At 67.4% G+C, this 22,351-nt stretch carries 22 protein-coding genes; 15 read left to right on the top strand and 7 right to left on the bottom strand.

Translation table 11 applies throughout. The features are described 5' to 3' along the window. The 7 genes from DTA15_RS12530 to hslU form a co-directional block, all read left to right on the top strand. On the top strand, positions 1–644 hold a 644-nt coding region (locus DTA15_RS12530), incomplete at its 5' end, for a DUF484 family protein (RefSeq protein WP_111990720.1). A gap of 13 nt (positions 645–657) precedes the next feature. Further along, positions 658–1,578: a tyrosine recombinase XerC gene (gene xerC, locus DTA15_RS12525; protein ID WP_006483686.1), complete on the top strand. Its 921-nt coding sequence runs from the start codon at positions 658–660 to the stop codon at positions 1,576–1,578. Positions 1,579–1,654: 76 nt separating this feature from the next. Then, entirely contained in the window at positions 1,655–2,869 is a 1,215-nt protein-coding gene (locus tag DTA15_RS12520; RefSeq protein WP_006495541.1) for a class I SAM-dependent rRNA methyltransferase, read from the top strand. A 192-nt stretch (positions 2,870–3,061) separates the two neighbouring features. Next, the gene (locus DTA15_RS12515; protein ID WP_012492339.1) at positions 3,062–4,141 is read left to right on the top strand and encodes a CobW family GTP-binding protein; all 1,080 of its coding nucleotides are present in this window, start codon (positions 3,062–3,064) and stop codon (positions 4,139–4,141) included. A gap of 494 nt (positions 4,142–4,635) precedes the next feature. After that, entirely contained in the window at positions 4,636–5,052 is a 417-nt protein-coding gene (dksA, locus tag DTA15_RS12500) for an RNA polymerase-binding protein DksA (protein WP_006477498.1), read from the top strand. 236 nt (positions 5,053–5,288) lie between these two features. Then, positions 5,289–5,825, top strand: a complete 537-nt coding sequence (gene hslV, locus DTA15_RS12495; protein WP_006483683.1) for an ATP-dependent protease subunit HslV — start codon at positions 5,289–5,291, stop codon at positions 5,823–5,825. A 9-nt stretch (positions 5,826–5,834) separates the two neighbouring features. After that, positions 5,835–7,178 (top strand): ATP-dependent protease ATPase subunit HslU, encoded by a 1,344-nt coding sequence (hslU, locus tag DTA15_RS12490; protein ID WP_006483681.1) that lies wholly within the window; start codon positions 5,835–5,837, stop codon positions 7,176–7,178. Between the two features lie 67 nt (positions 7,179–7,245). Here the strand turns inward: hslU and DTA15_RS12485 are convergent, their stop codons facing one another. From DTA15_RS12485 to DTA15_RS12475, 3 genes are all read right to left on the bottom strand, one after another. Then, positions 7,246–7,788: a response regulator transcription factor gene (locus DTA15_RS12485; RefSeq protein WP_006483687.1), complete on the bottom strand. Its 543-nt coding sequence runs from the start codon at positions 7,786–7,788 to the stop codon at positions 7,246–7,248. Positions 7,789–7,801: 13 nt separating this feature from the next. Then, positions 7,802–9,232 (bottom strand): ATP-binding protein, encoded by a 1,431-nt coding sequence (locus tag DTA15_RS12480; RefSeq protein ID WP_006495543.1) that lies wholly within the window; start codon positions 9,230–9,232, stop codon positions 7,802–7,804. A gap of 91 nt (positions 9,233–9,323) precedes the next feature. Further along, positions 9,324–9,548: a cysteine-rich CWC family protein gene (locus DTA15_RS12475; protein WP_006495544.1), complete on the bottom strand. Its 225-nt coding sequence runs from the start codon at positions 9,546–9,548 to the stop codon at positions 9,324–9,326. 294 nt (positions 9,549–9,842) lie between these two features. Between DTA15_RS12475 and argB the strand changes: the two genes are divergently transcribed. From argB to DTA15_RS12430, 7 genes are all read left to right on the top strand, one after another. Continuing rightward, positions 9,843–10,742, top strand: coding sequence for an acetylglutamate kinase (gene argB / locus DTA15_RS12465; RefSeq protein WP_012492338.1), 900 nt, complete (start codon positions 9,843–9,845; stop codon positions 10,740–10,742). Beyond that, the gene (locus DTA15_RS12460) at positions 10,739–11,530 is read left to right on the top strand and encodes a pyrimidine 5'-nucleotidase (protein WP_006495545.1); all 792 of its coding nucleotides are present in this window, start codon (positions 10,739–10,741) and stop codon (positions 11,528–11,530) included. The genes argB and DTA15_RS12460 overlap by 4 nt, the downstream gene beginning before the upstream one ends. Further along, positions 11,497–12,162 carry a nucleoid occlusion factor SlmA gene (slmA, locus tag DTA15_RS12455; RefSeq protein ID WP_012492337.1) on the top strand — a complete coding sequence of 222 codons (666 nt, stop codon included), beginning with the start codon at positions 11,497–11,499 and terminating at the stop codon, positions 12,160–12,162. Before DTA15_RS12460 ends, slmA begins: the two co-directional genes overlap by 34 nt. Before the next feature lie 266 nt (positions 12,163–12,428). Further along, positions 12,429–13,574 (top strand): homoserine O-succinyltransferase MetX, encoded by a 1,146-nt coding sequence (gene metX, locus DTA15_RS12445; RefSeq protein ID WP_006484643.1) that lies wholly within the window; start codon positions 12,429–12,431, stop codon positions 13,572–13,574. Beyond that, a complete protein-coding gene (gene metW / locus DTA15_RS12440) occupies positions 13,571–14,179 on the top strand; it encodes a methionine biosynthesis protein MetW (protein ID WP_006484645.1) in 609 nt (202 codons plus the stop codon). Before metX ends, metW begins: the two co-directional genes overlap by 4 nt. A 116-nt stretch (positions 14,180–14,295) precedes the next feature. Then, the gene (locus DTA15_RS12435) at positions 14,296–15,717 is read left to right on the top strand and encodes an AmpG family muropeptide MFS transporter (protein ID WP_006484646.1); all 1,422 of its coding nucleotides are present in this window, start codon (positions 14,296–14,298) and stop codon (positions 15,715–15,717) included. After that, complete coding sequence (locus tag DTA15_RS12430; RefSeq protein WP_012492336.1) at positions 15,707–16,747, top strand: M48 family metallopeptidase; 1,041 nt, start codon at positions 15,707–15,709, stop codon at positions 16,745–16,747. The genes DTA15_RS12435 and DTA15_RS12430 overlap by 11 nt, the downstream gene beginning before the upstream one ends. A 22-nt stretch (positions 16,748–16,769) precedes the next feature. On the opposite strand, the gene DTA15_RS12425 is transcribed toward DTA15_RS12430, so the two are convergent. After that, on the bottom strand, positions 16,770–17,714 hold the full coding sequence (locus DTA15_RS12425; RefSeq protein ID WP_012492335.1) for an AraC family transcriptional regulator: 945 nt from the start codon (positions 17,712–17,714) through the stop codon (positions 16,770–16,772). A 226-nt stretch (positions 17,715–17,940) separates the two neighbouring features. Here DTA15_RS12425 and DTA15_RS12420 point away from each other — a divergent pair, with 226 nt between their 5' ends. After that, positions 17,941–18,993 (top strand): NAD(P)-dependent alcohol dehydrogenase, encoded by a 1,053-nt coding sequence (locus tag DTA15_RS12420; protein ID WP_006482506.1) that lies wholly within the window; start codon positions 17,941–17,943, stop codon positions 18,991–18,993. Between the two features lie 107 nt (positions 18,994–19,100). Here the strand turns inward: DTA15_RS12420 and DTA15_RS12415 are convergent, their stop codons facing one another. The 3 genes from DTA15_RS12415 to gatB all read right to left on the bottom strand — a co-directional run bounded on the left by DTA15_RS12415 (position 19,101) and on the right by gatB (position 22,348). Next, positions 19,101–19,874, bottom strand: a complete 774-nt coding sequence (locus DTA15_RS12415; RefSeq protein ID WP_006482503.1) for an exodeoxyribonuclease III — start codon at positions 19,872–19,874, stop codon at positions 19,101–19,103. A 40-nt stretch (positions 19,875–19,914) separates the two neighbouring features. Beyond that, positions 19,915–20,754 (bottom strand): polyphosphate kinase 2 family protein, encoded by an 840-nt coding sequence (locus DTA15_RS12410; protein WP_006482508.1) that lies wholly within the window; start codon positions 20,752–20,754, stop codon positions 19,915–19,917. A gap of 118 nt (positions 20,755–20,872) precedes the next feature. Continuing rightward, on the bottom strand, positions 20,873–22,348 hold the full coding sequence (gene gatB, locus DTA15_RS12405) for an Asp-tRNA(Asn)/Glu-tRNA(Gln) amidotransferase subunit GatB (protein ID WP_006482505.1): 1,476 nt from the start codon (positions 22,346–22,348) through the stop codon (positions 20,873–20,875). Positions 22,349–22,351: the final 3 nt, after the last annotated feature.

Here is a 22,351-nt window from a genome sequence, read left to right as displayed (position 1 = left end):
GTCTCGCGAACCCGCACGGCAAGGCCGCGATCTCGCTGCAGGAGCGGCAGATGGAGATGCTGCGCGACAAGAACAAGCACCTCGAGCGCCGGCTCGCCGAACTCGTGCGCTACGGCCACGAGAACGACAGCCTGTCCGCGAAATTCAGCCGCTGGACCGCGCGCGTGATCGCGGAGCGCGATCCGTACGCGCTGCCGCGCACGATCGCCGACGGCATCGCCGACGTGTTCGACGTGCCGCAGACGGCGCTGCGCGTGTGGGACGTCGCCGACACCTACGCGCAAGCCGACTTCGCGCGCCAGGTCGGCGAGGAAGTGCGCCTGTTCACGAACGGCCTGTCGACGCCGTACTGCGGCGCGAACACGGGCTTCGAAGCCGCCCAGTGGCTCGCGCCCGCGCTCGCCGCCCCGGCCGCGAGCGCCGCGGAAGGCACCGAAGCCGCGCCGGCCGGCGACGGCTCGGCCGCGTCGGTCGCACTGCTCGCGCTGCGCGCGCCGCTCGCCGGCAACGATGCGCCCGCGTTCGGCCTGCTGGTCCTCGGTTCGCCCGATCCGCGCCGCTTCCACGACGGGATGGCCACCGACTTCCTCGCACAGATCGCGACGCTCGCGAGCGCCGCGCTCACGCGCCTGCTGCCGCACTGATCCGCCGCACGCGATGACCGACGATCCGATCGCCGCCTACCTGTCGAACCTGAAGCACGTCAGGCAGCTGTCGGAACACACGCTGCGCGCGTACACGCACGAACTCGACGAACTGAAGAAGCTCGCGGCCGGCCGGCCGCTCGACGCGCTGACCGCCGCCGACATGCGCGGCGCGGTCGCCCGCGCGCATGCGGGCGGGCTGTCCGCGCGCTCGATCTCGCACCGGCTCTCCGCGTGGCGCGCGTTCTACCGCTGGCTCGCGCAACGCATCGAGATGCCCGCGAACCCGGTGGCCGCGGTGCGCGCGCCGAAGCGCCCGAAAACGCTGCCGAAGGCGCTGTCGGTCGACGACGCATCCGCGCTGATGGACGCGCCGCTCGCCGGCACGACCGAAGGCATCCGCGATCACGCGATCCTCGAGCTGTTCTATTCGTCGGGGCTGCGCCTCGCCGAGCTGATCGGGCTGGACGTGACGTACACGCAGGCCGACGGCTACCGCTCGGCCGGCTGGCTCGATCTCGCCGAAGCCGAAGTCACCGTGCGCGGCAAGGGCAACAAGGAGCGCAAGGTGCCGGTCGGCCGCAAGGCGATCGACGCGCTGAACGCGTGGCTCGCGGTGCGCGGCGAATTCGTGAAGCACGATCCGCATCCGCTGTTCGTGTCGGTGCGCGGCAACCGGATGTCGCCGGGCGTCGTGCGCGAGCGCGTGAAGCGCGCGGCGCTCGCCGCCGGCATCCCCGCCAACGTCCACCCGCACGTGTTGCGCCACTCGTTCGCGACGCACGTGCTGCAGTCGAGCGGCGACCTGCGCGCGGTGCAGGAACTGCTCGGCCACGCGAGCGTCGCCGCGACGCAGGTCTATACGTCGCTCGACTTCCAGCATCTCGCGAAGATTTACGACAGCGCGCATCCGCGCGCGAAGAAGCGCGACTGACGCGCGTCCCGTGTTACCCGCCACGCGCGGCGGCCGGCATCGGCCGGCGCCGCGCCCGGCCCATTTCGATCTCATCATGCAAACCGTCACCCTCAAGCCGTCCAAGGAAAAATCGCTGCTGCGCCGCCATCCGTGGATCTACGCCAATGCGATCGACCGCGTCGACGGCAAGCCCGCGCCCGGCGCGACCGTGCTCGTGCGCGCGCACGACGGCCGCTTCCTCGCGCGCGGCGCGTACAGCCCGCAGTCGCAGATCCGCGTGCGGGTGTGGAGCTTCGACGAGCACGAGCCGATCGATCACGCGTTCTTCAAGCGCCGCGTGCAGCGCGCGGTCGCGCACCGCACGACGATGGTGTCGGGCACGGGCGCGGTGCGGCTCGTGTTCGGCGAAGCCGACGGGCTGCCGGGGCTGATCGTCGACTACTACGTCGCGGACACCGCGGAGGCCGGCGCCGCGCCGCGCGGCCAGCTCGTCTGCCAGTTCATGGCCGCGGGCGTCGAAGCGTGGAAGGACGCGATCGTCGCGGCGCTCACCGGCGCGACCGGCTGCCCGAACGTGTACGAGCGCTCGGACGTGTCGATCCGCGACAAGGAAGGGCTCGAACAGACGACCGGCGTGCTGGCCGGCGACGCGCCGCCCGCGACGCTGATCTCGAACGAAAACGGCGTGCGCTATCACGTCGACGTGCCGAACGGCCACAAGACGGGCTTCTACGTCGACCAGCGCGACAACCGCGCGCTCGTCGCGCAGTACGCGGCCGACCGCGACGTGCTGAACTGCTTCTGCTACACCGGCGGCTTCTCGCTCGCGGCGCTCAAGGGCGGCGCGAAACGCGTCGTGTCGATCGACTCGTCGGGCGATGCGCTCGCGCTCGCGCAGCAGAACGTCGTGGCCAACGGCTTCGACGCCGAACGCGCGACCTGGCTCGACGCCGATGCGTTCAAGACGCTGCGCCGCCTCGTCGACGAAGGCGAACGATTCGACCTGATCGTGCTCGATCCGCCGAAGTTCGCGCCGACCCGCGACAGCGTCGATCGCGCGGCGCGCGCGTACAAGGACATCAACCTGAGCGGTTTCAGGCTGCTGCGTCCGGGCGGCCTGCTGTTCACGTACTCGTGCTCGGGCGCGATCGACATGGACCTGTTCCAGAAGATCGTCGCGGGCGCGGCCGCCGACGCGAAGGTCGACGCGCGGATCCTGAAGCGGCTCGGCGCGGGCGTCGATCATCCGCTGCTCGCCGCGTTCCCGGAAGGCGAATATCTGAAGGGCCTGCTGTTGCAAATCGTCTGATCGCCCCGATCTTGGCGGACACCCGGTCCGCCAGCTCCGCCTGTCGGGCCGCGCCTCGCCCCTGTCGTCCGGACGATGGGCGGGGGCTTGACAGGTATGTTTCAATGGATGGTTGTGCGCCCCGGCTCGCAGCGCGAGGGCGCGACGCACATCCTGGTTTTGACCCCGATTCACGAACCACAGGCGACCGACATGGCCACTCCCGTCACCATCCTTACCGGCTTCCTCGGCAGCGGCAAGACGACGCTGCTCAAGCGCATCCTGAACGAACAGCACGGCATGAAGATCGCCGTGATCGAGAACGAGTTCGGCGAAGAGAACATCGACAACGAAATCCTCGTGCAGGATTCGAACGAGCAGATCATCCAGATGAGCAACGGCTGCATCTGCTGCACGATCCGCGGCGACCTCGCCCGCGCGCTCGGCGATCTGGCCGCGAAGAAGCGCGAAGGCAAGCTCGACTTCGACCGCATCGTGATCGAGACGACCGGCCTCGCGAACCCGGGCCCCGTCGCACAAACGTTCTTCATCGACAGCGAAATCGCCGACGATTTCCTGCTCGACGCGGTCATCACGCTGGTCGACGCGAAGCACGCGAACGCGCAGCTCGACGAACACGAAGTGGTGCAGCGCCAGGTCGGTTTCGCCGACCGCCTGTTCATCACGAAGTCGGACCTCGTCGACGACCAGACCGTCGCGGGCCTCAAGCACCGCCTGATGCACATGAACCCGAAGGCCGCGATCAAGGTCGTGAATTTCGGCGAAGCGGACATCAAGGAAATCTTCGACCTGCGCGGCTTCAACCTGAACGCGAAGCTCGAGATCGATCCCGATTTCCTCGCCGAGGACGATCACGCGCACCACCACCACGATCACGACCATGATCACGATCACGCGAATTGCGACCACGATCACGGCCAATGCGCGCACGATCACGACCACGGCCACCACAACCATCACCACGCGCACCACGACGACAAGATCAAGTCGTTCGTGTACCGCAACGACCGCCCGTTCGATCCGAACAAGCTGGAAGACTTCCTCGGCGGCATCCTGCAGATCTACGGCGAGCGCATGCTGCGCTACAAGGGCGTGCTGTACATGAAGGGCGTCGACCGCAAGGTCGTGTTCCAGGGCGTGCACCAGATGATGGGCAGCGACCTCGCGGCGAAGTGGCTGCCGGTCGAGAAGAAAACCAACAAGATGGTGTTCATCGGCGTCGACCTGCCGCAGGACCTGATCACCGACGGCCTCGACGCCTGCCTCGCCTGACCCGCGCGGGCGCCTGCCGCACCCCGCTGCCGGCCGCCTTCGCAGGCGGCTGCGGCAGCCGCGCGACGCCTTTTCCGGGCAGGGTTTCGCCGTCATCGCTTTTTCGCGATTTGCGCGTTATATTTTCTAGATATTGGCGCGGCCGACGGGGATCGACCCGATACGGCGGCCGCTTGCGATTCAGTTACAATACGTGCCCGCTGGAGTACGGCAACAAACAGGCCCGGTTCTTGCTGAACCAGTTTTCCGGGCATCGCAACCGCGCCGGATCGCCCATCCGCCTCCCGGCCGCGGCCGATGCGATCTGCCGCGCAGCACACCGGTTCGCAGCGCGCGCAAATCCGCGCCAGGCCTATCCTGGTATTTGAGAACCGGTTTTCCAGAGGCTTTCGGCCCCGCGGCGGCAAATCGCAAATGATTGCAAGCGCGGTTGCGGGTAATCCCAAAGTGCAGGCAATATCTCTTGATTTGCCGCACATTGAAGAAGCAAGCAGATGACGAAGAAACTCTTGACCGAAGCCGAAATCCTGAAGATGAGCGACAAGGATTACATGAATGAGGATCAGCTCGCCTTCTTCAAAAATCGGCTCGAACAGTTGCAGGCGGACATCCTCAAGAATGCAGGCCAGACGACCGAGAACCTGCGCGAGACGGTGATCGTCCCCGATCCCGCCGACCGCGCGACGATCGAGGAAGAGCACGCGCTCGAGCTGCGTACGCGCGATCGCGAACGCAAGCTCCTCAAGAAGGTTCAGCAGTCGCTCGCCCGCATCGATTCCGGCGATTACGGCTGGTGTGAGGAAACCGGCGAGCCGATCGGCATTCCGCGCCTGCTCGCGCGTCCGACCGCCACGCTGTCGCTCGAGGCGCAGGAGCGCCGCGAGCTGCGCCAGAAGCTGTTCGGCGACTGATCGAGCGGTATTCCGCTCAGACACGCTGCTTCCCGAAAGCGCGCGGCCTGCCGCGCGCTTTTTGTTTTCCGGCACCGGTTCCCGGCTGCCGGCCGATTTGCCTCCCCCTCTTGATATCCCGGCGCCCGCCCTAAAATGAAACGGACGCGCGCCGGGCCGCTCCCCGGCGCACTGCGGATTCACGCGGCGGCGCGTCGCGCCGCCCGACTCTTCCCCGTTTTTCTCAAGGAACGCAGATGGAGCAATTTCACGGCACGACCATCGTTTCGGTCCGGCGCGGCGACAAGGTCGCGCTCGGCGGCGACGGCCAGGTAACCCTCGGCAACATCGTCATGAAGGGTGGCGCGCGGAAAGTGCGGCGGATCTACAACAACCAGGTACTGGTCGGATTCGCGGGCGGCACCGCCGATGCGTTCTCGCTGCTCGACCGCTTCGAGGCGAAGCTCGAGAAGCACCAGGGCAACCTGACCCGCGCGGCCGTCGAGCTCGCGAAGGACTGGCGCACCGACCGGATGCTGCGCCGCCTCGAGGCGATGCTGATCACGGCCGATGCCACCACCACGCTCGTGATCACCGGCAACGGCGACGTGCTCGACCCCGAAGGCGGCATCTGCGCGATCGGCTCGGGCGGCGCGTACGCGCAGGCCGCGGCCCGCGCGCTCGTCGAGAACACCGACCTGTCGCCGCGCGAAATCGTCGAGAAGTCGCTCGGGATCGCCGGCGACATGTGCATCTACACGAACCACAACCGCATCATCGAAACGATCGAGTAAGGACACCCCATGAGCACCATGACCCCTGCCGAGATCGTCTCGGAACTCGACAAGCACATCATCGGCCAGGCGAAGGCGAAGAAGGCCGTCGCCGTCGCGCTGCGCAATCGCTGGCGCCGCCAGCAGGTCGCCGACCCGCTGCGCCAGGAAATCACGCCGAAGAACATCCTGATGATCGGGCCGACGGGCGTCGGCAAGACCGAAATCGCGCGCCGCCTCGCGAAGCTCGCCGACGCGCCGTTCATCAAGATCGAAGCGACCAAGTTCACCGAAGTCGGCTACGTCGGCCGCGACGTCGACAGCATCGTGCGCGACCTGATTGAGATCTCGGTCAAGCAGACGCGTGAAGCCGAAATGCGCAAGGTGCGCAGCAAGGCGACCGACCAGGCGGAAGACCGCATCCTCGACATCCTGCTGCCGCAACCGCGCGCGGTGGGCTTCGGCGGCAACGCCGAGCACGCGAACGACGACAACAACGCGACGCGCCAGACCTTCCGCAAGCGCCTGCGCGAAGGTCAGCTCGACGACAAGGAAGTCGAGCTCGACCTCGAGCAGCCGTCGGTCGGCATGGACATCATGGCGCCGCCGGGGATGGAAGAGATGACCGAGCAGATCCGCTCGATGTTCTCGAACCTCGGCAGCGGCAAGAAGCAGCGCCGCAAGGTGAAGATCAAGGAAGCGCTGAAGCTGCTGACCGACGAGGAAGCGGCGAAGATGCTGAACGAAGAGGAAGTGAAGACGAAGGCCGTGCAGAACGTCGAGCAGAACGGCATCGTGTTCCTCGACGAGATCGACAAGATCACGTCGCGCAACAACGAAGGCAGCGGCGGCGAAGTGTCGCGCCAGGGCGTGCAGCGCGACCTGCTGCCGCTCGTCGAAGGCACGACGGTCAACACGAAGTACGGGATGGTGAAGACCGATCACATCCTGTTCATCGCGAGCGGCGCGTTCCACCTCGCGAAACCGAGCGACCTGATTCCCGAACTGCAGGGCCGCTTCCCGATCCGCGTCGAGCTCGATTCGCTGTCGGTAAACGACTTCGAGGCAATCCTCGTCGCGACCGACGCGAGCCTCGTCAAGCAGTACCAGGCGCTGCTCGCGACCGAAGACGTGCAGCTCGAATTCGCCGACGACGGCATCCGGCGCCTCGCCGAGATCGCGTTCGCGGTCAACGAGAAAACCGAGAACATCGGCGCGCGCCGGCTGTACACGGTGATCGAGAAGCTGCTCGAGGAAGTGTCGTTCTCGGCGGGCAACCACGCCGGCGAGCGCGTGACGATCGACGCGAAGTATGTCGACCGCGCGCTCGGCGAAGTGTCGCAGGACGAAGACCTGTCGCGCTACGTGCTGTAACGCGCGCGGCGCCGGATGAGAAGCGGGCGGCCCCTTCGGGGGTCGCCCGTTTTCGTTGGTGCGCCGCTTACTGCCGCACCGGCTTCTTCGCGAGCTTGCGCTGCAGCGTGCGGCGGTGCATGTTCAGCGCGCGCGCGGTCGCCGAGATGTTGTTGTTGTTCTCGGCCAGCACGCGCTGAATGTGCTCCCATTCGAGCCGGTCCACCGACAGCACGACCGGATTCTCAAGCGCTTCTTCGGCCTGCACTTCGGTCGCGTTGGTCTGCAGCGCGGCCAGGATCGACTCGACGTTCGCCGGCTTCGCGAGATAGTTGTCGGCGCCTTCCTTCACGGCCTGCACGGCGGTCGCGATGCTCGCGTAGCCGGTCAGCACGAGAATGCGCGCATCGGGCTGCAGGTCGCACAACGGCGCGATCAGGCTCAGCCCCGAATCCTCGCCGAGATGCAGGTCGACGGTGATGAACTGGAACTTGCCGCCCGCGGCGAGCCGGAGCGCCGCCTCCTTGTCGTGCGCCTGCTGGACCGCGTAACCGCGGCGCTCGAGGCCGCGCGCGAGCGTGCCCGCGAACACCTCGTTGTCGTCGATCACCAGGAAATTGTTCTCGCTCATGGGGTTTCTCCGTCTACGTGTTGGTTGAGGCCGCCGGCATCGCGACGCGCACGACCGGCAGGCGCAGCACGGCCCGCGTGCCGCGCCCGGCCGCGGCGCCGGCCGGGCGGCTGTCCGGCGTGCCGGCTGGCCGTTCGGCTGCCGGTGCACCCGTGCGTGATCCCGCGCGTTGTCCCGAGGCCGCCGCCGCGTGGCCATTTGCCGCACCGCCGGCGCGCCCGTTGCCGCCCGCCGCGCGCGGCGTGACATCGGACAGTTCGATCTCGCCGCCGAGCCGCGCGGCCGCACTGAACGCGAGATACAGGCCGACGCCGTGCCCACCCTGCGTGCTGTCGACCGGCATCGCGCCGAGCGATTCGCGCAGCGCGGCCGGAATGCCCGGCCCATCGTCGCATACCTCGAATTCGATTTCGTCGGCCGCGCGATCGTGCGCGACCTTCGCGGCAAGCGTCACGCGCTGCGGGCTCGCGCGCGCGGCGTTGTCGAGCAGGATCGTCAGGATCTGGCCGGCCGCGACCGTATCGTCGAGCGCGACGCCGGCCGGGCGCGCGCCGAGCAGTTCGAACTGCACGTGCGGATGCCGCAGGCGCCAGTGCTCGACGAACGTGTCGAGCCAGTCGTCCACCGGCTGGCGGCTCGCCGGCGCGCTCGCGCGGCTGCGCAGGCGCGCGAGCGCCGACGTGCACAGCGTCATCTGTTCCTCGAGCACCTTCAGGTCGGCCTCGTAGCGCGCCAGCCCAGGATCGGCGCGCGCCGCGTCGCGCAACTCCTCGGCGAGCATCGCGATCGTCGACAGCGGCGTGCCCATTTCATGCGCGACGGTGGCGGCCTGCACGCCGAGCGCGACGGCCCGCTCGTCGCGCAGCAGATGCGCCTGCGCCTCGCCGAGCGCCGCGTCGCGCTGGCGCAGCGCATTCGACATGCGCGCGACGAACCACGCGATCAGCCCGACGCTGACCATGAAGTTCGCCCACATGCCGGTACGGTAGTAATCGAACAGGTTCGCCGGGTTGTCCATGTTGAGCGGCACCGAGTCGAAGCCGAGCGCCGCGTAGCAGGCGACCGCGAACGCCGCGAGCCAGATCATCAGGTGCCACGGCAGCACGGCCGCCGCGATCGCGAGCGACGGCAGGTACAGCGACACGAACGGGTTGGTCGTCCCGCCCGACAGGAACAGCAGCGCGGACAGCGCACCAAGGTCGACCCACAGCTGGCCGAGCAGCTCGAAATTGGTCTCGGGCCGCGCACGCAGCACGCGCACCCAGGTCAGCGCGTTGAAAACGATTTCGAGCGCGATGACCATCAGCATCGCCGGCAACGGCAGATGCACGCCGAAATAGGTCTGCACAACGCCGATCGTCACGAGCTGGCCGATGATCGCGAGATTACGGAGCCAGAACAGGTGACTGAGGTTGACGCGCCCGGTGGTGGTGATTCGTTGCATCCGAGCAGTTTACCCGTTTAGCGCCCGGCGCCTCTAGCGGGGCCGGATCGGCGCACGCGAACGGGCGAGGCGCGTGCGTGGCGCAGCACCGTCAACCGGCCGCGCCGGCCATGCGCTGCGCGATCTCGTCGGCCAGACACTCGGGGCACCGGCACCGCGCGCCGGCCGCGGGGGGCGTACCGCCGGGCGGCACCGGCATCGACGCGCACCAGCAGTCGAACGGCTGCGTGTGCGCGCCGCAGTCGAAGCCGCGCCCGCAGCGCGGGCAGCGCGCACGGCGCGGAGCGGAACGGGCGTCGGCGGCGGAATCGGTCATGGCGCAATCGCGGAAGCGGGCGGGACATCGCCCCACGCGACAAGCATAGCGCGGCGGCCGGATTTTGCACGTCGGCCGCCTGACCAGGCTCCACCGCAAACACGCGCGCGCCAGCCCGCCGGTGTCGCCCGTGCGAGCGCCGCCCGAATCGCGCCGCGCCATAGCCGGCGGGCCGCCGCGTGCGATGCCGCGGCGCGCCGCCGGTGTTCCGATCGGCCCAAAAACCCGATGCTGCGCTGCGCCACTCCTGTACAATTCGGCCTGTTTCAACCGTTCCCAGCCAGAGCCGCCGCCATGTCCGAGCCCATCGACCTCTCGCAGATCGCCCCCACGCTGAAAGCAGAAATCCTCGCGGAGGCGCTGCCGTACATCCGTCGTTACCACGGCAAGAGCGTGGTCATCAAATACGGCGGCAACGCGATGACGGAAGAGCGGCTCAAGCAAGGCTTCGCGCGCGACGTGATCCTGTTGAAACTGGTCGGCATCAATCCGGTGATCGTCCACGGCGGCGGTCCGCAGATCGATCACGCGCTGAAGAAGATCGGCAAGGCCGGCACCTTCATCCAGGGCATGCGCGTCACCGACGAAGAGACGATGGAAGTCGTCGAATGGGTGCTGGGCGGCGAAGTGCAGCAGGACATCGTGATGCTGATCAACCACTTCGGCGGCCACGCGGTGGGCCTGACGGGCAAGGACGGCGGCCTGATCCACGCGCGCAAGCTGCTGATGCCGGACCGCGACAACCCGGGCCAGTACATCGACATCGGCCAGGTCGGCGAAGTCGAGGCGATCAACCCGGCGGTCGTGAAGGCGCTGCAGGACGACGCGTTCATCCCGGTGATCTCGCCGATCGGCTTCGGTGAAGACGGCCTGTCGTACAACATCAACGCGGATCTGGTCGCAGGCAAGCTCGCCACGGTGCTGAACGCCGAGAAGCTGCTGATGATGACCAACATCCCGGGCGTGATGGATAAGGACGGCAACCTGCTGACCGACCTGTCCGCGCGCGAGATCGACGCGCTGTTCGAGGACGGCACGATCTCCGGCGGCATGCTGCCGAAGATCTCGTCGGCGCTCGACGCCGCGAAGAGCGGCGTGAAGTCGGTGCACATCGTTGACGGCCGGATCGAGCATTCGGTGCTGCTGGAAATCCTGACCGAGCAGCCGTTCGGCACGATGATCCGCTCGCATTGAGCGCGCGCCGCCCGCCTGCCCGCCCCGACCTGCCGGCCCCGCTGCGGCGCCGGCGCATCTCGCGCAGCCGGCCGCGCGCCGGCGCGCCGGTCTGGTTGTTCGATCTGGACAACACGCTGCACCACGCATCGCATGCGATCTTTCCCGAGATCAACCGTGCGATGACGCAATACATCATCGACGCGCTGCAGGTCGGGCGCGCCGAAGCCGACCGCCTGCGCACCGGCTACACCGAGCGCTACGGCGCCGCGCTGCTCGGTCTTACGCGCCATCACCCGATCGACCCGCACGATTTCCTGCGCGTGGTCCACACGTTTTCCGACCTGCCCGCGATGGTGCGGGCCGAGCGCGGCCTCGCGCGGATCGTCGCCGCGCTGCCGGGCCGCAAGCTGATCCTGACCAACGCGCCGGAAAACTATGCGCGCGCGGTGCTGCGCGAGCTGGGCATCGAGCGGCTGTTCGAGCGCGTGATCGCGATCGAGCACATGCGCGACCGCCGCACGTGGCGCGCGAAGCCCGATCACACGATGCTGCGCCGGACGCTGCGCGCCGCGCACGCACGGCTCGCCGACGCGATCCTCGTCGAGGATACGCGCGGCCACCTGAAACGCTACAAGCGTCTGGGCATCGGCACGATATGGATCACCGGCCACTTGCCCGGCCATCTGCCGGCGACCGGACGTCCGCATTATGTCGACCAGCGCATTCGTTCGTTAAAATCGCTGCGACTGGGCACACGATCGGGGCGACAAAAATGCAGCCGACTTACCCGCAGGACCAAGCCGTAACGGAAGGCCAGGCCACACCCTCGCGCCCGCGCCCGAAGCCAGGCGAGCGCCGCGTCATGATCCTGCAGACGCTCGCGGCGATGCTCGAGGCCCCGAAACCCGAGAAAATCACCACCGCCGCGCTCGCGGCCCGGCTCGACGTGTCGGAGGCCGCGCTGTATCGGCACTTCACCAGCAAGGCGAAGATGTACGAAGGGTTGATCGAGTTCATCGAACAGGCGCTGTTCGGGCTCGTCAACCAGATCGTCGCGAAAGAGCCGAACGGCGTGCTGCAGGCCCGCACGATCGCGTTGACGATGCTCAATTTCGCCGCGAAGAACCCCGGCATGACGCGCGTGCTGACCGGCGAGGCGCTGGTCGGCGAGGACGAGCGGCTCACCGAGCGCGTGAACCAGCTGCTCGACCGGATCGAGGCGACCGTCAAGCAATGCCTGCGCGTCGCGCGTACCGAGGCGAATGCGCCGCAGGACGGCGCGACGCCGTTCGTGCTGCCCGCCGACTACGATCCCGGCGCCCGCGCGAGCCTGCTCGTCAGCTACGTGATCGGCCGGTGGCATCGGTTCGCGAAAGGCGGGTTCCAGAAGCCGCCGGGCGAGCAGGCCGATGCGCATCTGCGGCTGATCCTGCAGTGACCGACGCATGACGGCGCGCCCCGCCATGCGCCCGAATCCGGGCCTCGCAATTTCCGCTATACTTTGCCGACTGTCGCCCCACGGGCGGCAGGTCGGAAGCGCGCCGATTTGCTGACTCGATTGCGGGCGCGCGAACCGGCCAGGGCGTGGCTGTGCGTTCGCCCTGGCGGTTCACTACAAATGCGGCTAAAGAGGTCGTCAGCCGCGCACCTTCGCCTCCGCGCATCGCCGACACCATTTAGCCGCCCAGTCATAAGGCGGAACGAATGGAATCGATCGGCATCGTCGCTCCACAGACCATGCACTTCGCCGAACCGCTGCGCTTGCAAAGCGGCAGCGTGATCGGCAACTATCAGCTCGTCGTCGAGACGTACGGCGAGCTCAACGCCGCGCGCTCGAACGCGGTGCTCGTCTGCCACGCGCTCAACGCGTCGCACCACGTCGCCGGCGTCTACGCGGACGATCCGCGCAGCACCGGCTGGTGGGACAACATGGTCGGCCCGGGCAAGCCGCTCGACACCAACCGCTTCTTCGTGATCGGCGTGAACAACCTCGGCTCGTGTTTCGGCTCGACCGGACCGATGAGCATCGATCCGTCGACCGGCAAGCCGTACGGCGCGAAGTTCCCGGTGGTCACCGTCGAGGACTGGGTGCATGCGCAAGCGCGCGTCGCCGACGCATTCGGCATCGAGCGCTTCGCCGCGGTGATGGGCGGCAGCCTCGGCGGCATGCAGGCGCTCGCGTGGAGCCTGATGTATCCGGAACGCGTCGCGCACTGCATCGACATCGCGTCGACGCCGAAGCTGTCCGCGCAGAACATCGCATTCAACGAGGTCGCGCGCTCGGCGATCCTGTCCGATCCCGATTTCCACGGCGGCGACTACTACGCGCACGGCGTGAAGCCGAAGCGCGGCCTGCGCGTCGCGCGGATGATCGGCCACATCACGTACCTGTCCGACGACGACATGGCCGAGAAATTCGGCCGGGCGCTGCGCCGCGCCGACGGCGCGCTCGACGCGTACAACTTCAGCTTCGACGTCGAGTTCGAGGTCGAGTCGTACCTGCGCTACCAGGGCGACAAGTTCGCCGACTACTTCGACGCGAACACCTACCTGCTGATCACGCGCGCGCTCGACTACTTCGATCCGGCGAAGGCGTTCGACGGCAACCTGACGGCCGCGCTCGCGCACACGCAGGCGAAGTACCTGATCGCGAGCTTCTCGACCGACTGGCGCTTCGCGCCCGCGCGCTCGCGCGAGATCGTGAAGGCGCTGCTCGACAACAAGCGCACGGTCAGCTACGCGGAAATCGATGCGCCGCACGGCCACGATGCGTTCCTGCTCGACGATGCGCGTTATCACAACCTGATCCGCGCGTATTACGAACGAATCGCCAACGAGGTGGGAGCATGAACCAGCAAGCGCTGAATTCCCTGTCCGCGCGCGCGGACTTCCGCGCGATCGCGCGCTGGGTCGAGCCGCGTGCGACCGTGCTCGACCTCGGCTGCGGCGACGGCTCGCTGCTGTCGCTGCTGATGGAAGAGCTGGACGTCACCGGCTACGGGATCGAGCTGAACGACGCGGGCGTGCTCGCGAGCACGAAGAACGGCATCAACGTGATCCAGCAGAACCTCGAGGACGGCCTGCGCCTGTTCGAGGACCACAGCTTCGACATCGCGATCCTGTCGCAGACGCTGCAGACGATTCACCAGACCGCCGCGATCCTGCGCGAAACCGCGCGGGTCGGGCGCGAATGCATCGTGTCGTTCCCGAACTTCGGCTACTGGGCGCACCGGCTGTCGGTGCTGCGCGGCCGCATGCCGGTGTCGAAGTCGCTGCCTTACCAGTGGCACAACACGCCGAACGTGCGGGTGCTGACGATCAAGGATTTCGAGGCGCTCGCGCCCGAGGTCGGCGTCACGATTCTCGACCGCATCGTGCTGCACGAAGGCCAGCCGATTCGATGGGGAGCGAACTGGCGTGGTAGTCTTGCTGTCTACCGCGTCAAGCGCAGCTGAGCCGGGGGGCCGTTGACGGAAGCTCCGGTCCGCACGCGCGAGCGGTCGCCCCTCGTGCGCCGCTCGCGCCGCCTGCGCTGCCGCCGCCATCAGTCAACGCTACCCAGTTCCAGTCCATGTCGAAAACGCCACACGAGGCGCCCGCACTCACCGCTCACGAGGATCACCCCGGCTGGCGAGCCTATCTGAACACGCACATGCTGATCTGCGTGTTCCTGGGTTTCACGTCGGGTCTGCCCCTCTTCACGCTCGTCTACCTCGTGCAGGCATGGCTGCGCTCCGAAGGCGTGAACCTGAAGGAAATCGGCCTGTTCGCGCTGATCCAGTTCCCGTATACGTGGAAATTCCTGTGGGCGCCGCTGATGGACCGCTACATCCCGCGCCTGCCCGGCTGGCGGCCGGGCCGCCGGCGCGGCTGGCTGCTGCTCACGCAGCTGCTGGTCGCGGGCGCGATCGCCGCGCTCGGCTTCGTGTCGCCGCGCGACTCGATCTGGACGGTTGCCGCGCTCACCACGCTCGTCGCGTTCTTCGGTGCGAGCGCCGACATCGTGATCGACGCGTACCGCCGCGAGCTGCTGCGCGACACCGAGCAGGGCCTCGGCAACGCGGTGCACGTGAACGCGTACAAGCTCGCCGCGCTGATCCCCGGCTCACTGGCGCTGATCCTGTCCGACCACATGCCGTGGGACGCCGTGTTCGCGATCACCGGCGCGTTCATGCTGCCGGGCATCCTGATGACGCTCGTCGTGCGCGAGCCGGAAGTGGTCGGCGCGCCGCCGCGCAACCTGCGCGACGCGATCGTGCTGCCGTTCCGCGAATTCATCCAGCGCGACGGCTGGGCCGGCGCGCTGCTCGTCATCGCGTTCATCTTCCTGTACAAGATCGGCGACACGATGGCCACCACGCTGTCGACGTCGTTCTTCCTCGACATCGGCTTCACGCGCACCGAGATCGGCATCGTCGCGAAAACCACCGCGCTCGTCGCGAGCGTGCTGGGCGGCATCATCGGCGGCATCTGGCTCGTGAAGATCGGCATCGGCCGCGGGCTGTGGATCTTCGGCGCGCTGCAGCTGGTGTCGACGCTCGGCTTCGCGTGGCTCGCGCAGCTCGGTCCCGGCTCGCCGGTGCTCGCGATGCTGTACGACTTCACCGTGTCGACGAGTCACGCGATCGCGTCCGCGCTGTCGGTGTTCGGCATCGCCGTCACGCCGCAATTCAGCCCGATGACGGTCGCGCTCGCGATCGTCTACGGCTTCGAGACCTTCACGACCGGCCTGACGATGGCCGCGTTCGTCGCCTATATCGCGAGCACGACCGACCCGCGCTATACGGCCACGCAGTTCGCGCTGTTCACGAGCCTCGCGTCGGTGCCGCGCACGCTCGCGTCGGCCGCGAGCGGCTTCATCGTCGCGAAGATCGGCTGGTTCGACTACTTCATCGTGTGTACCGCGCTCGCGATTCCCGGCATGCTGCTGCTGTTCAGGATCGCGCCGTGGAACGGTACCGCACGCGACGGCGAGGCGAGCCGTGCGCAGTAACCGCCTGCATCGTCTCGCCCGCGTCGCGGCTGCGTTGAGCATCGGCGCCGCGGCACTGGCCGCGATGGACGCCTGCGCAAGCGACACCGGCGCGACCGCGGCGGGCTCCGCGCCGGCGACGCCGCCCGCGCCTGCGACGGCGGCCGCGCCCGCCGCGCCGTCCATCGCGGAAGGCGCGCAGCCGACCGGTGCCGCGGTGCCCGCGAAGGCCTATACGCCGACGCCGCAGCAGGTCCGTTACGGCAACGCGATCGCATTCCGCACGCTGATCCCGTCGCCGCTGCTTGAACAGCTCACCGCGAACGAATACGCACAGATCGTCCAGGCGGCCGCCGACAGCAACCGGCTGCTGAGCGCGAACCAGCCGCGCGTGAAGCGGCTGCGCGCGATCGTCGCGAAGCTCGCGCCGTATTCGGTGAAGTGGAACGACCGCGTGAAAAGCTGGGCCTGGGACGTGAACGCGATCCGCTCGCGCGACATCCGCCTGACCTGCCTGCCGGGCGGCAAGGTGCTCGTGTACGGCGGCATGCTCGATCGGGTGCGCCTGAACGACGACGAGCTCGGCGTGCTGCTCGCGCACGGCATCGCCCATGCGCTGCGCGAACACGCGCGCAGCAACTTCAGCGTGACCTCGCAGACGTCGCTGCGCGCGGCCGCGCTGCCGCCGCTGTTCGGCGTCGGCGATCCGCTGCCGCAGGCGCTGAACCTCGGCGAGCGCCTGCAATCGCTCCACTACGACCCGACCGACGAAACCGAGGCCGACGTGATCGGCGGCGACATCGCCGCCCGCGCGGGCTTCGATCCGCGCGCGGCGATCACGCTGTGGGACAAGCTCGCGGTCGCGACCCGCGCGAACAAGGCGTCGGGCTTCATCTACACGCATCCGTACAGCAGCGCGCGCCGCCAGGACCTGCTGAACCGGCTGCCGGACCTGATGCCGCTGTACGCGAAGGCAACGGGCAAGCGCGTCGAATCGCTGCCCGACTACGCGGGCATCAGCGCGCAGCGGCGCAAGATCGTGCGACGCTGAACCGCCGCGCGGCGCCGGGACGCTACGCGTCCACGTCGGCCATGGCCGGGCGCACCCCGCTGTCGCGCATCCAGCGCACTTCGTCTCCCGGGCTGCGGCCGAACAGCCGCTTGAACTCGCGGCTGAACTGCGACGCGCTCGCATAGCCGACCCGCGCGGCCGCCGCGCCGGCGCCCAGCCCGTCGCGCACCATCATCAGCCGCGCCTGGTGCAGCCGCGCGGTCTTCACGTACTGCATCGGCGATGTCGCCGTCACGTGCTTGAACTGCGCGTGAAACACCGCGAGGCTCATCCCGGCTTCGCGGGCGAGCGTCTCGACGTCGAGATCGGCCTTCAGCTCCGCATGGATGCGCCGCAACGCCTTCGCGATGCGACCGAAATGATGCTGCTGCACGAGCGCCGCGCGCATCGCGTCGCCCTGCTCGCCAGTCAGCACGCGATACGCGATCTCGCGCATGATCGCCGGCCCCAGCACCCGTGTGTCGTGCGGCGACGCGAGCGCTTCGAGCAGGCGCACGACGGCATCGGCCAACGGCGCGTCGAGCGGCGTCGAATAGACGCCGAGCGGCTCGCTGACCGCCGCGCCGAGCGTCTCGTCGAGCAGGATCGCGAGTTCGGCGATCACCGCGAGATCGACGCGGATCGAGATCGCGAGAAACGGCTCGTCCATGCTCGCGAAGGTCTCGCATTCGAACGGCAGCGGCACCGACAGCACCAGATACTGCTGCGCGTCGTACACGAACGAGCGGTCGCCGAGATAGCCGAGCTTGCGCCCCTGGCACACGACGATGATGCTCGGCTCGTACAGCACCGGCATGCGCGGCGCCGGATGGGTCACACGGATGAAGCGCACGCCGTCGAGCGCCGCGAGCGTGTCGCCCTCGTTCGGCGCGAGGCGCGTGTGCAGCTCGATCATGCGGCGCTGCAGGCGCTCGCCCGCGTCGGCCAAAAGGGGTTGGAAGCTCATCGGTACGGCCCTGTCCGGCAAGAGAATCTGGCTCGCAATGTAGCACCTTGGACGCATTTTGACGGCTGTTCGCGGGCAATTCGAGAGGAATAGGCAAATCTTCCAGACCTTCGTGTATTTCGCCGCGGCGCCGCGCTCCTTACGATGACGTCCTGTCTCGCCGCATCGCCACATGATGCGACGGCAGTCTGTTTCGCCGGATGTTTTCCGGACAAGGAGCCCTTGCATGAGTACGACCTATGCCTACGCGGCGACCGATGCGCAGTCACCGCTCGCCCCGTTCGAATTCCAGCGTCGCGCGCTGCGCGACCTCGACGTCCAGATCGACGTCCTCTACTGCGGCGTCTGCCACTCGGATCTTCACCAGGCGCGCAACGAATGGCGCAACACGATCTACCCGGTCGTCCCCGGCCATGAAATCGTCGGCCGCGTGACCGCGACCGGCCCGCAGGTGTCGCGCTTCAAGGTCGGCGAGCTGGTCGGCGTCGGCTGTCTCGTCGATTCGTGCCGCACCTGCGCGAGCTGCGAAGAAGGCCTCGAGCAGTATTGCGAGAACGGCTTCGTCGGCACCTACAACGGCCAGGACCGCGTGACGGGCGACATCACGTACGGTGGCTATTCGACGCAGCTCGTCGTCGACGAGGCGTTCGTGCTGCGCGTGCCGGACACGCTCGACCCGGCCGGCGCGGCGCCGCTGCTGTGCGCGGGGATCACGACCTACTCGCCGCTGCGGCAGTGGAACGTCGGCCCCGGCAAGAAGGTCGGCATCGTCGGTCTCGGCGGCCTCGGCCACATGGGTGTGAAGCTGGCGCGCGCAATGGGTGCGCACGTCGTGCTGTTTACGACGTCGCCGTCGAAGATCGAGGACGGCAAGCGGCTCGGCGCGCACGAAGTCGTGATCTCGAAGGATGAAGCGCAGATGAACGCGCACCTGAACAGCTTCGACTTCATCCTGAACACGGTCGCCGCGCAGCACGACCTGAATCCGTTCCTGCACCTGCTCAAGCGCGACGGCACGATGACGCTCGTCGGCGCGCCGGAGCACGACCATCCGTCGCCGCAGGTGTTCAACCTGATCTTCAAGCGCCGCCGCCTCGCGGGTTCGCTGATCGGCGGGATCGCGGAAACGCAGGAAATGCTCGATTTCTGCGCGGAACACGGGATCACGTCCGATATCGAGACGATTCCGATGCAGCAGATCAACACGGCCTACGAGCGGATGCTGAAGAGCGACGTGAAGTACCGGTTCGTGATCGACATGGCGTCGCTCAAGCAGTAAGCGCCGCCCCAAGCGAAACGGGCCGCCTGTCGGAACAGGCGGCCCGTTTTGCATCCGGCGACCGGGATGAATGGCCCGGCGGCTGCGCGCGCGCGCAGCGCCGGCCATCACTTCTGGTAGTCGTAGTCGACCGTCAGCGGCGCATGGTCGCTGAACTTGATGTCCTTGAAGATCGACGCGCTTTTCGCGGTCCCGGCCACGCCCGGGGTCGCGATCTGGTAATCGATCCGCCACCCGACGTTCTTCGCGTACGCCTGGCCGCGGTTGCTCCACCACGTGTACTGCTCGGGACGCGGGTCGAGCGTGCGGAAGACGTCGACGTAGCCGACGTCGTCGAACAGCTTCGTGAGCCACTCGCGCTCTTCCGGCAGGCAGCCCGAGTTCTTCTGGTTGCTCTTCCAGTTCTTGATGTCGATTTCCTTGTGGACGATGTTCACGTCGCCGCACAGGATCACCTCGCGCTTCTTCTTCAGCGCGGCGAGGTGCGGCATGAATTCGGCCATGAAGCGGTACTTCGCCTGCTGGCGCTCCTCGCCGCTCGAGCCGGACGGCACGTACACCGACACGACCGACAGCTTGCCGTAGCGCGCCTCGACGTAACGCCCCTCGGGATCGAATTCGCTGCTGCCGAAACCGATGATCACGTCATCGGGCTCGCGGCGGCTGTACACGCCCGCGCCGCTGTAGCCCTTCTTCTCGGCGTGGTGGAAATAGCTCTTGAAGCCGTGCGGCTCGACGAATTCGGCCGGCAGGTCGTCGGCCGATACCTTGATTTCCTGCACGCACACGCAATCGGCGTTCTGTTCGCCGAGCCAGTCGAAGAAGCCCTTCTTCGCGGCGGAGCGGATGCCATTCAGGTTGGCGGTGATCACTCGCATCATGTCGGGTTCCGTTCAGTTCGATATTTTTACAGGGGGCAGCTTAACGGATCTTCACGCCTTCGAGCTCGGGCTTCGGCGGCGGGAATTCCAGCTTCATGTCGGTCATCGTGCGCAGCAGCAGCTCGGCGATCATCACGTTGCGGTGCGTCTTCGAATTCGCCGGGATCACGTACCACGGCGCATGCTCGGCCGACGTCGCGGCGAGCGCGTCGCGGTACGCGGACTGGTAGGCGTCCCAGTGCTTGCGCGCGTCGAGATCGGCGATGTCGAATTTCCAGTGCTTGGTCGGATCGTCGATGCGCGCCTGCAACCGCGCGCGCTGCTCGTCCTTCGAGATGTGCAGGAAGCACTTGATGATCGTCGTGCCGTTCTCGAACAGCATCGTCTCGAAATCGCGGATCTGCCGGTAGCGGCGCTCGCACTCCTTGTCGCCGATCGCGCCGAGCACGCGCGGCACCAGCACGTCTTCGTAGTGGCTGCGGTTGAAGATCGCGAGCTCGCCGGCCGCCGGCACCTGCGCATGCACGCGCCACAGGAAGTCGTGCGCGGCCTCGATCGGCGTCGGCGCCTTGAACGGCACGATGCGCAGGCCGAGCGGATCGACCTCGCGAAACACCGCGCGCACGGTGCCGTCCTTGCCGCTCGTATCCATCCCCTGCAGCACGAGCAGCACGCGCTTCTTCTGCTGCGTGTGCAGGCGCTCCTGCTGCACGTCGAGCTCGGTCGACACGACCGACAGCCGTTCACGGTCGGCCTCCTTCGAGCCGGACGAAAACGGCTTCGCGGCCGGGTCGAACGCGTCGAGCTTGAATGCGGCGGCTTCCTTCTCGCGCGTGCTGTACGGCACGCGGAAATCGTCGAGCGACGGTTGTTTCGCCATTCGTTCCTCCGTTGGACGGTGCGATGCATACGATAACGCATCCACCAAACGCGACGGGCCGCCCCGAACTGGTCGGGAGCGGCCCGTCGTCAAGCGCGGTTCAGGCGCGCGCGCATGCTCAGCCGAGCTTCTTCTTCAGCAGCTCGTTGACCTGCTGCGGATTGGCCTTGCCCTTGGTCGCCTTCATCGCCTGGCCGATCAGCGCGTTGAACGCCTTTTCCTTGCCCGCGCGGAATTCCTCGACCGACTTCGCGTTCGCCGCGAGCACTTCGTCGATGATCGCTTCCAGCGCGCCGGTGTCGGAGATCTGCTTCAGGCCCTTCGCGTCGATGATGCGGTCGGCCGCACCTTCGTCGGTCGCCTTCTCGTCCCAGATCGTCGCGAAGATTTCCTTCGCGATCTTGTTCGAGATCGTGCCGTCGGCGATGCGCTGCAGCAGCAGCGCGAGCTGCGCGGCCGAGACGGGAATCGCGTCGATCTCGATGCCGTCGCGGTTCAGTTGCGACGACACGTCGCCCATCAGCCAGTTCGCGGCGATCTTCGCATTCGCCGCGCCGGCCTTCGCGACCACCGCCTCGAAGTACGCGGCCATCGCCTTGCTCGACGTCAGCACGCCCGCGTCGTACGCGGACACGCCGTACTCGTCGACGAAGCGCTGCTGCATCGCGGCCGGCAGTTCCGGCATGCCGGACTGCACGCGCTCGATCCAGTCCTGGCCGATCACGAGCGGCATCAGGTCGGGATCGGGGAAGTAGCGGTAATCGTGCGCGTCTTCCTTGCTGCGCATCGAACGCGTCTCGCGCTTGTCCGGATCGTAGAGGCGCGTTTCCTGCACGACTTCGCCGCCGTCCTCGATCAGCTCGATCTGCCGACGCACTTCGTAATTGATCGCTTCCTCGAGGAACCGGAACGAGTTCAGGTTCTTGATTTCCGCGCGCGTGCCGAACTTCTCCTGGCCGACCGGGCGCACCGACACGTTCGCGTCGCAGCGGAACGAGCCTTCCTGCATGTTGCCGTCGCAGATGCCGAGCCACACGACGAGCCCGTGCAGTGCCTTCGCGTACGCGACGGCCTCGGCCGCGCTGCGCATTTCCGGCTCGGTGACGATCTCGAGCAGCGGCGTGCCCGCGCGGTTCAGGTCGATCCCGGTCATCCCGGCGAAGTCTTCATGCAGCGACTTGCCCGCATCTTCCTCGAGGTGCGCGCGGGTCAGGTTGACCGTTTTCTCGTACGCAGCCTTGCCGGCCTTTTCGTTGGCCGGCACCTGGATCGTGATCTGGCCGCCCTGCACGACCGGAATCTCGTACTGGCTGATCTGATAGCCCTTCGGCAGATCGGGGTAGAAATAATTCTTGCGCGCGAAGATGCTGCGCGGCGCGATGGTCGAGCCGATCGCGAGACCGAAGCGGATCGCCCGCTCGACCGCGCCGCGGTTCAGCACCGGCAGCACGCCCGGCAGCGCCAGGTCGACCGGGCACGCCTGCGTGTTCGGCTCGGCGCCGAACTGCGTCGATGCGCCCGAGAAAATCTTCGAGACGGTCGACAGTTGCGCGTGCGTCTCGAGACCGATAACGACTTCCCACTGAGTAGCCATGTG

This window comes from Burkholderia cenocepacia, assembly GCF_900446215.1.
GTDB classification, from domain to species: Bacteria; Pseudomonadota; Gammaproteobacteria; order Burkholderiales; family Burkholderiaceae; genus Burkholderia; species Burkholderia cenocepacia.
This window is presented reverse-complemented; position numbering and strand designations above follow the sequence as displayed.

Excerpts from the sequence above, each read along its gene's own strand:
- DTA15_RS12520 (WP_006495541.1), top strand. The coding sequence starts at position 1,655 with ATGCAAACCGTCACCCTCAAGCCGTCCAAGGAAAAATCGCTGCTGCGC.
- DTA15_RS12425 (WP_012492335.1), bottom strand. The coding sequence starts at position 17,714 with ATGAGCTTCCAACCCCTTTTGGCCGACGCGGGCGAGCGCCTGCAGCGC.
- hslU (WP_006483681.1), top strand. The coding sequence starts at position 5,835 with ATGAGCACCATGACCCCTGCCGAGATCGTCTCGGAACTCGACAAGCAC.
- metW (WP_006484645.1), top strand. The coding sequence starts at position 13,571 with ATGAACCAGCAAGCGCTGAATTCCCTGTCCGCGCGCGCGGACTTCCGC.
- slmA (WP_012492337.1), top strand. The coding sequence starts at position 11,497 with ATGCAGCCGACTTACCCGCAGGACCAAGCCGTAACGGAAGGCCAGGCC.
- DTA15_RS12435 (WP_006484646.1), top strand. The coding sequence starts at position 14,296 with ATGTCGAAAACGCCACACGAGGCGCCCGCACTCACCGCTCACGAGGAT.
- hslV (WP_006483683.1), top strand. The coding sequence starts at position 5,289 with ATGGAGCAATTTCACGGCACGACCATCGTTTCGGTCCGGCGCGGCGAC.
- metX (WP_006484643.1), top strand. The coding sequence starts at position 12,429 with ATGGAATCGATCGGCATCGTCGCTCCACAGACCATGCACTTCGCCGAA.
- DTA15_RS12475 (WP_006495544.1), bottom strand. The coding sequence starts at position 9,548 with ATGACCGATTCCGCCGCCGACGCCCGTTCCGCTCCGCGCCGTGCGCGC.
- DTA15_RS12415 (WP_006482503.1), bottom strand. The coding sequence starts at position 19,874 with ATGATGCGAGTGATCACCGCCAACCTGAATGGCATCCGCTCCGCCGCG.
- argB (WP_012492338.1), top strand. The coding sequence starts at position 9,843 with ATGTCCGAGCCCATCGACCTCTCGCAGATCGCCCCCACGCTGAAAGCA.
- xerC (WP_006483686.1), top strand. The coding sequence starts at position 658 with ATGACCGACGATCCGATCGCCGCCTACCTGTCGAACCTGAAGCACGTC.
- DTA15_RS12410 (WP_006482508.1), bottom strand. The coding sequence starts at position 20,754 with ATGGCGAAACAACCGTCGCTCGACGATTTCCGCGTGCCGTACAGCACG.
- DTA15_RS12480 (WP_006495543.1), bottom strand. The coding sequence starts at position 9,232 with ATGCAACGAATCACCACCACCGGGCGCGTCAACCTCAGTCACCTGTTC.
- DTA15_RS12485 (WP_006483687.1), bottom strand. The coding sequence starts at position 7,788 with ATGAGCGAGAACAATTTCCTGGTGATCGACGACAACGAGGTGTTCGCG.
- DTA15_RS12420 (WP_006482506.1), top strand. The coding sequence starts at position 17,941 with ATGAGTACGACCTATGCCTACGCGGCGACCGATGCGCAGTCACCGCTC.
- gatB (WP_006482505.1), bottom strand. The coding sequence starts at position 22,348 with ATGGCTACTCAGTGGGAAGTCGTTATCGGTCTCGAGACGCACGCGCAA.
- dksA (WP_006477498.1), top strand. The coding sequence starts at position 4,636 with ATGACGAAGAAACTCTTGACCGAAGCCGAAATCCTGAAGATGAGCGAC.
- DTA15_RS12515 (WP_012492339.1), top strand. The coding sequence starts at position 3,062 with ATGGCCACTCCCGTCACCATCCTTACCGGCTTCCTCGGCAGCGGCAAG.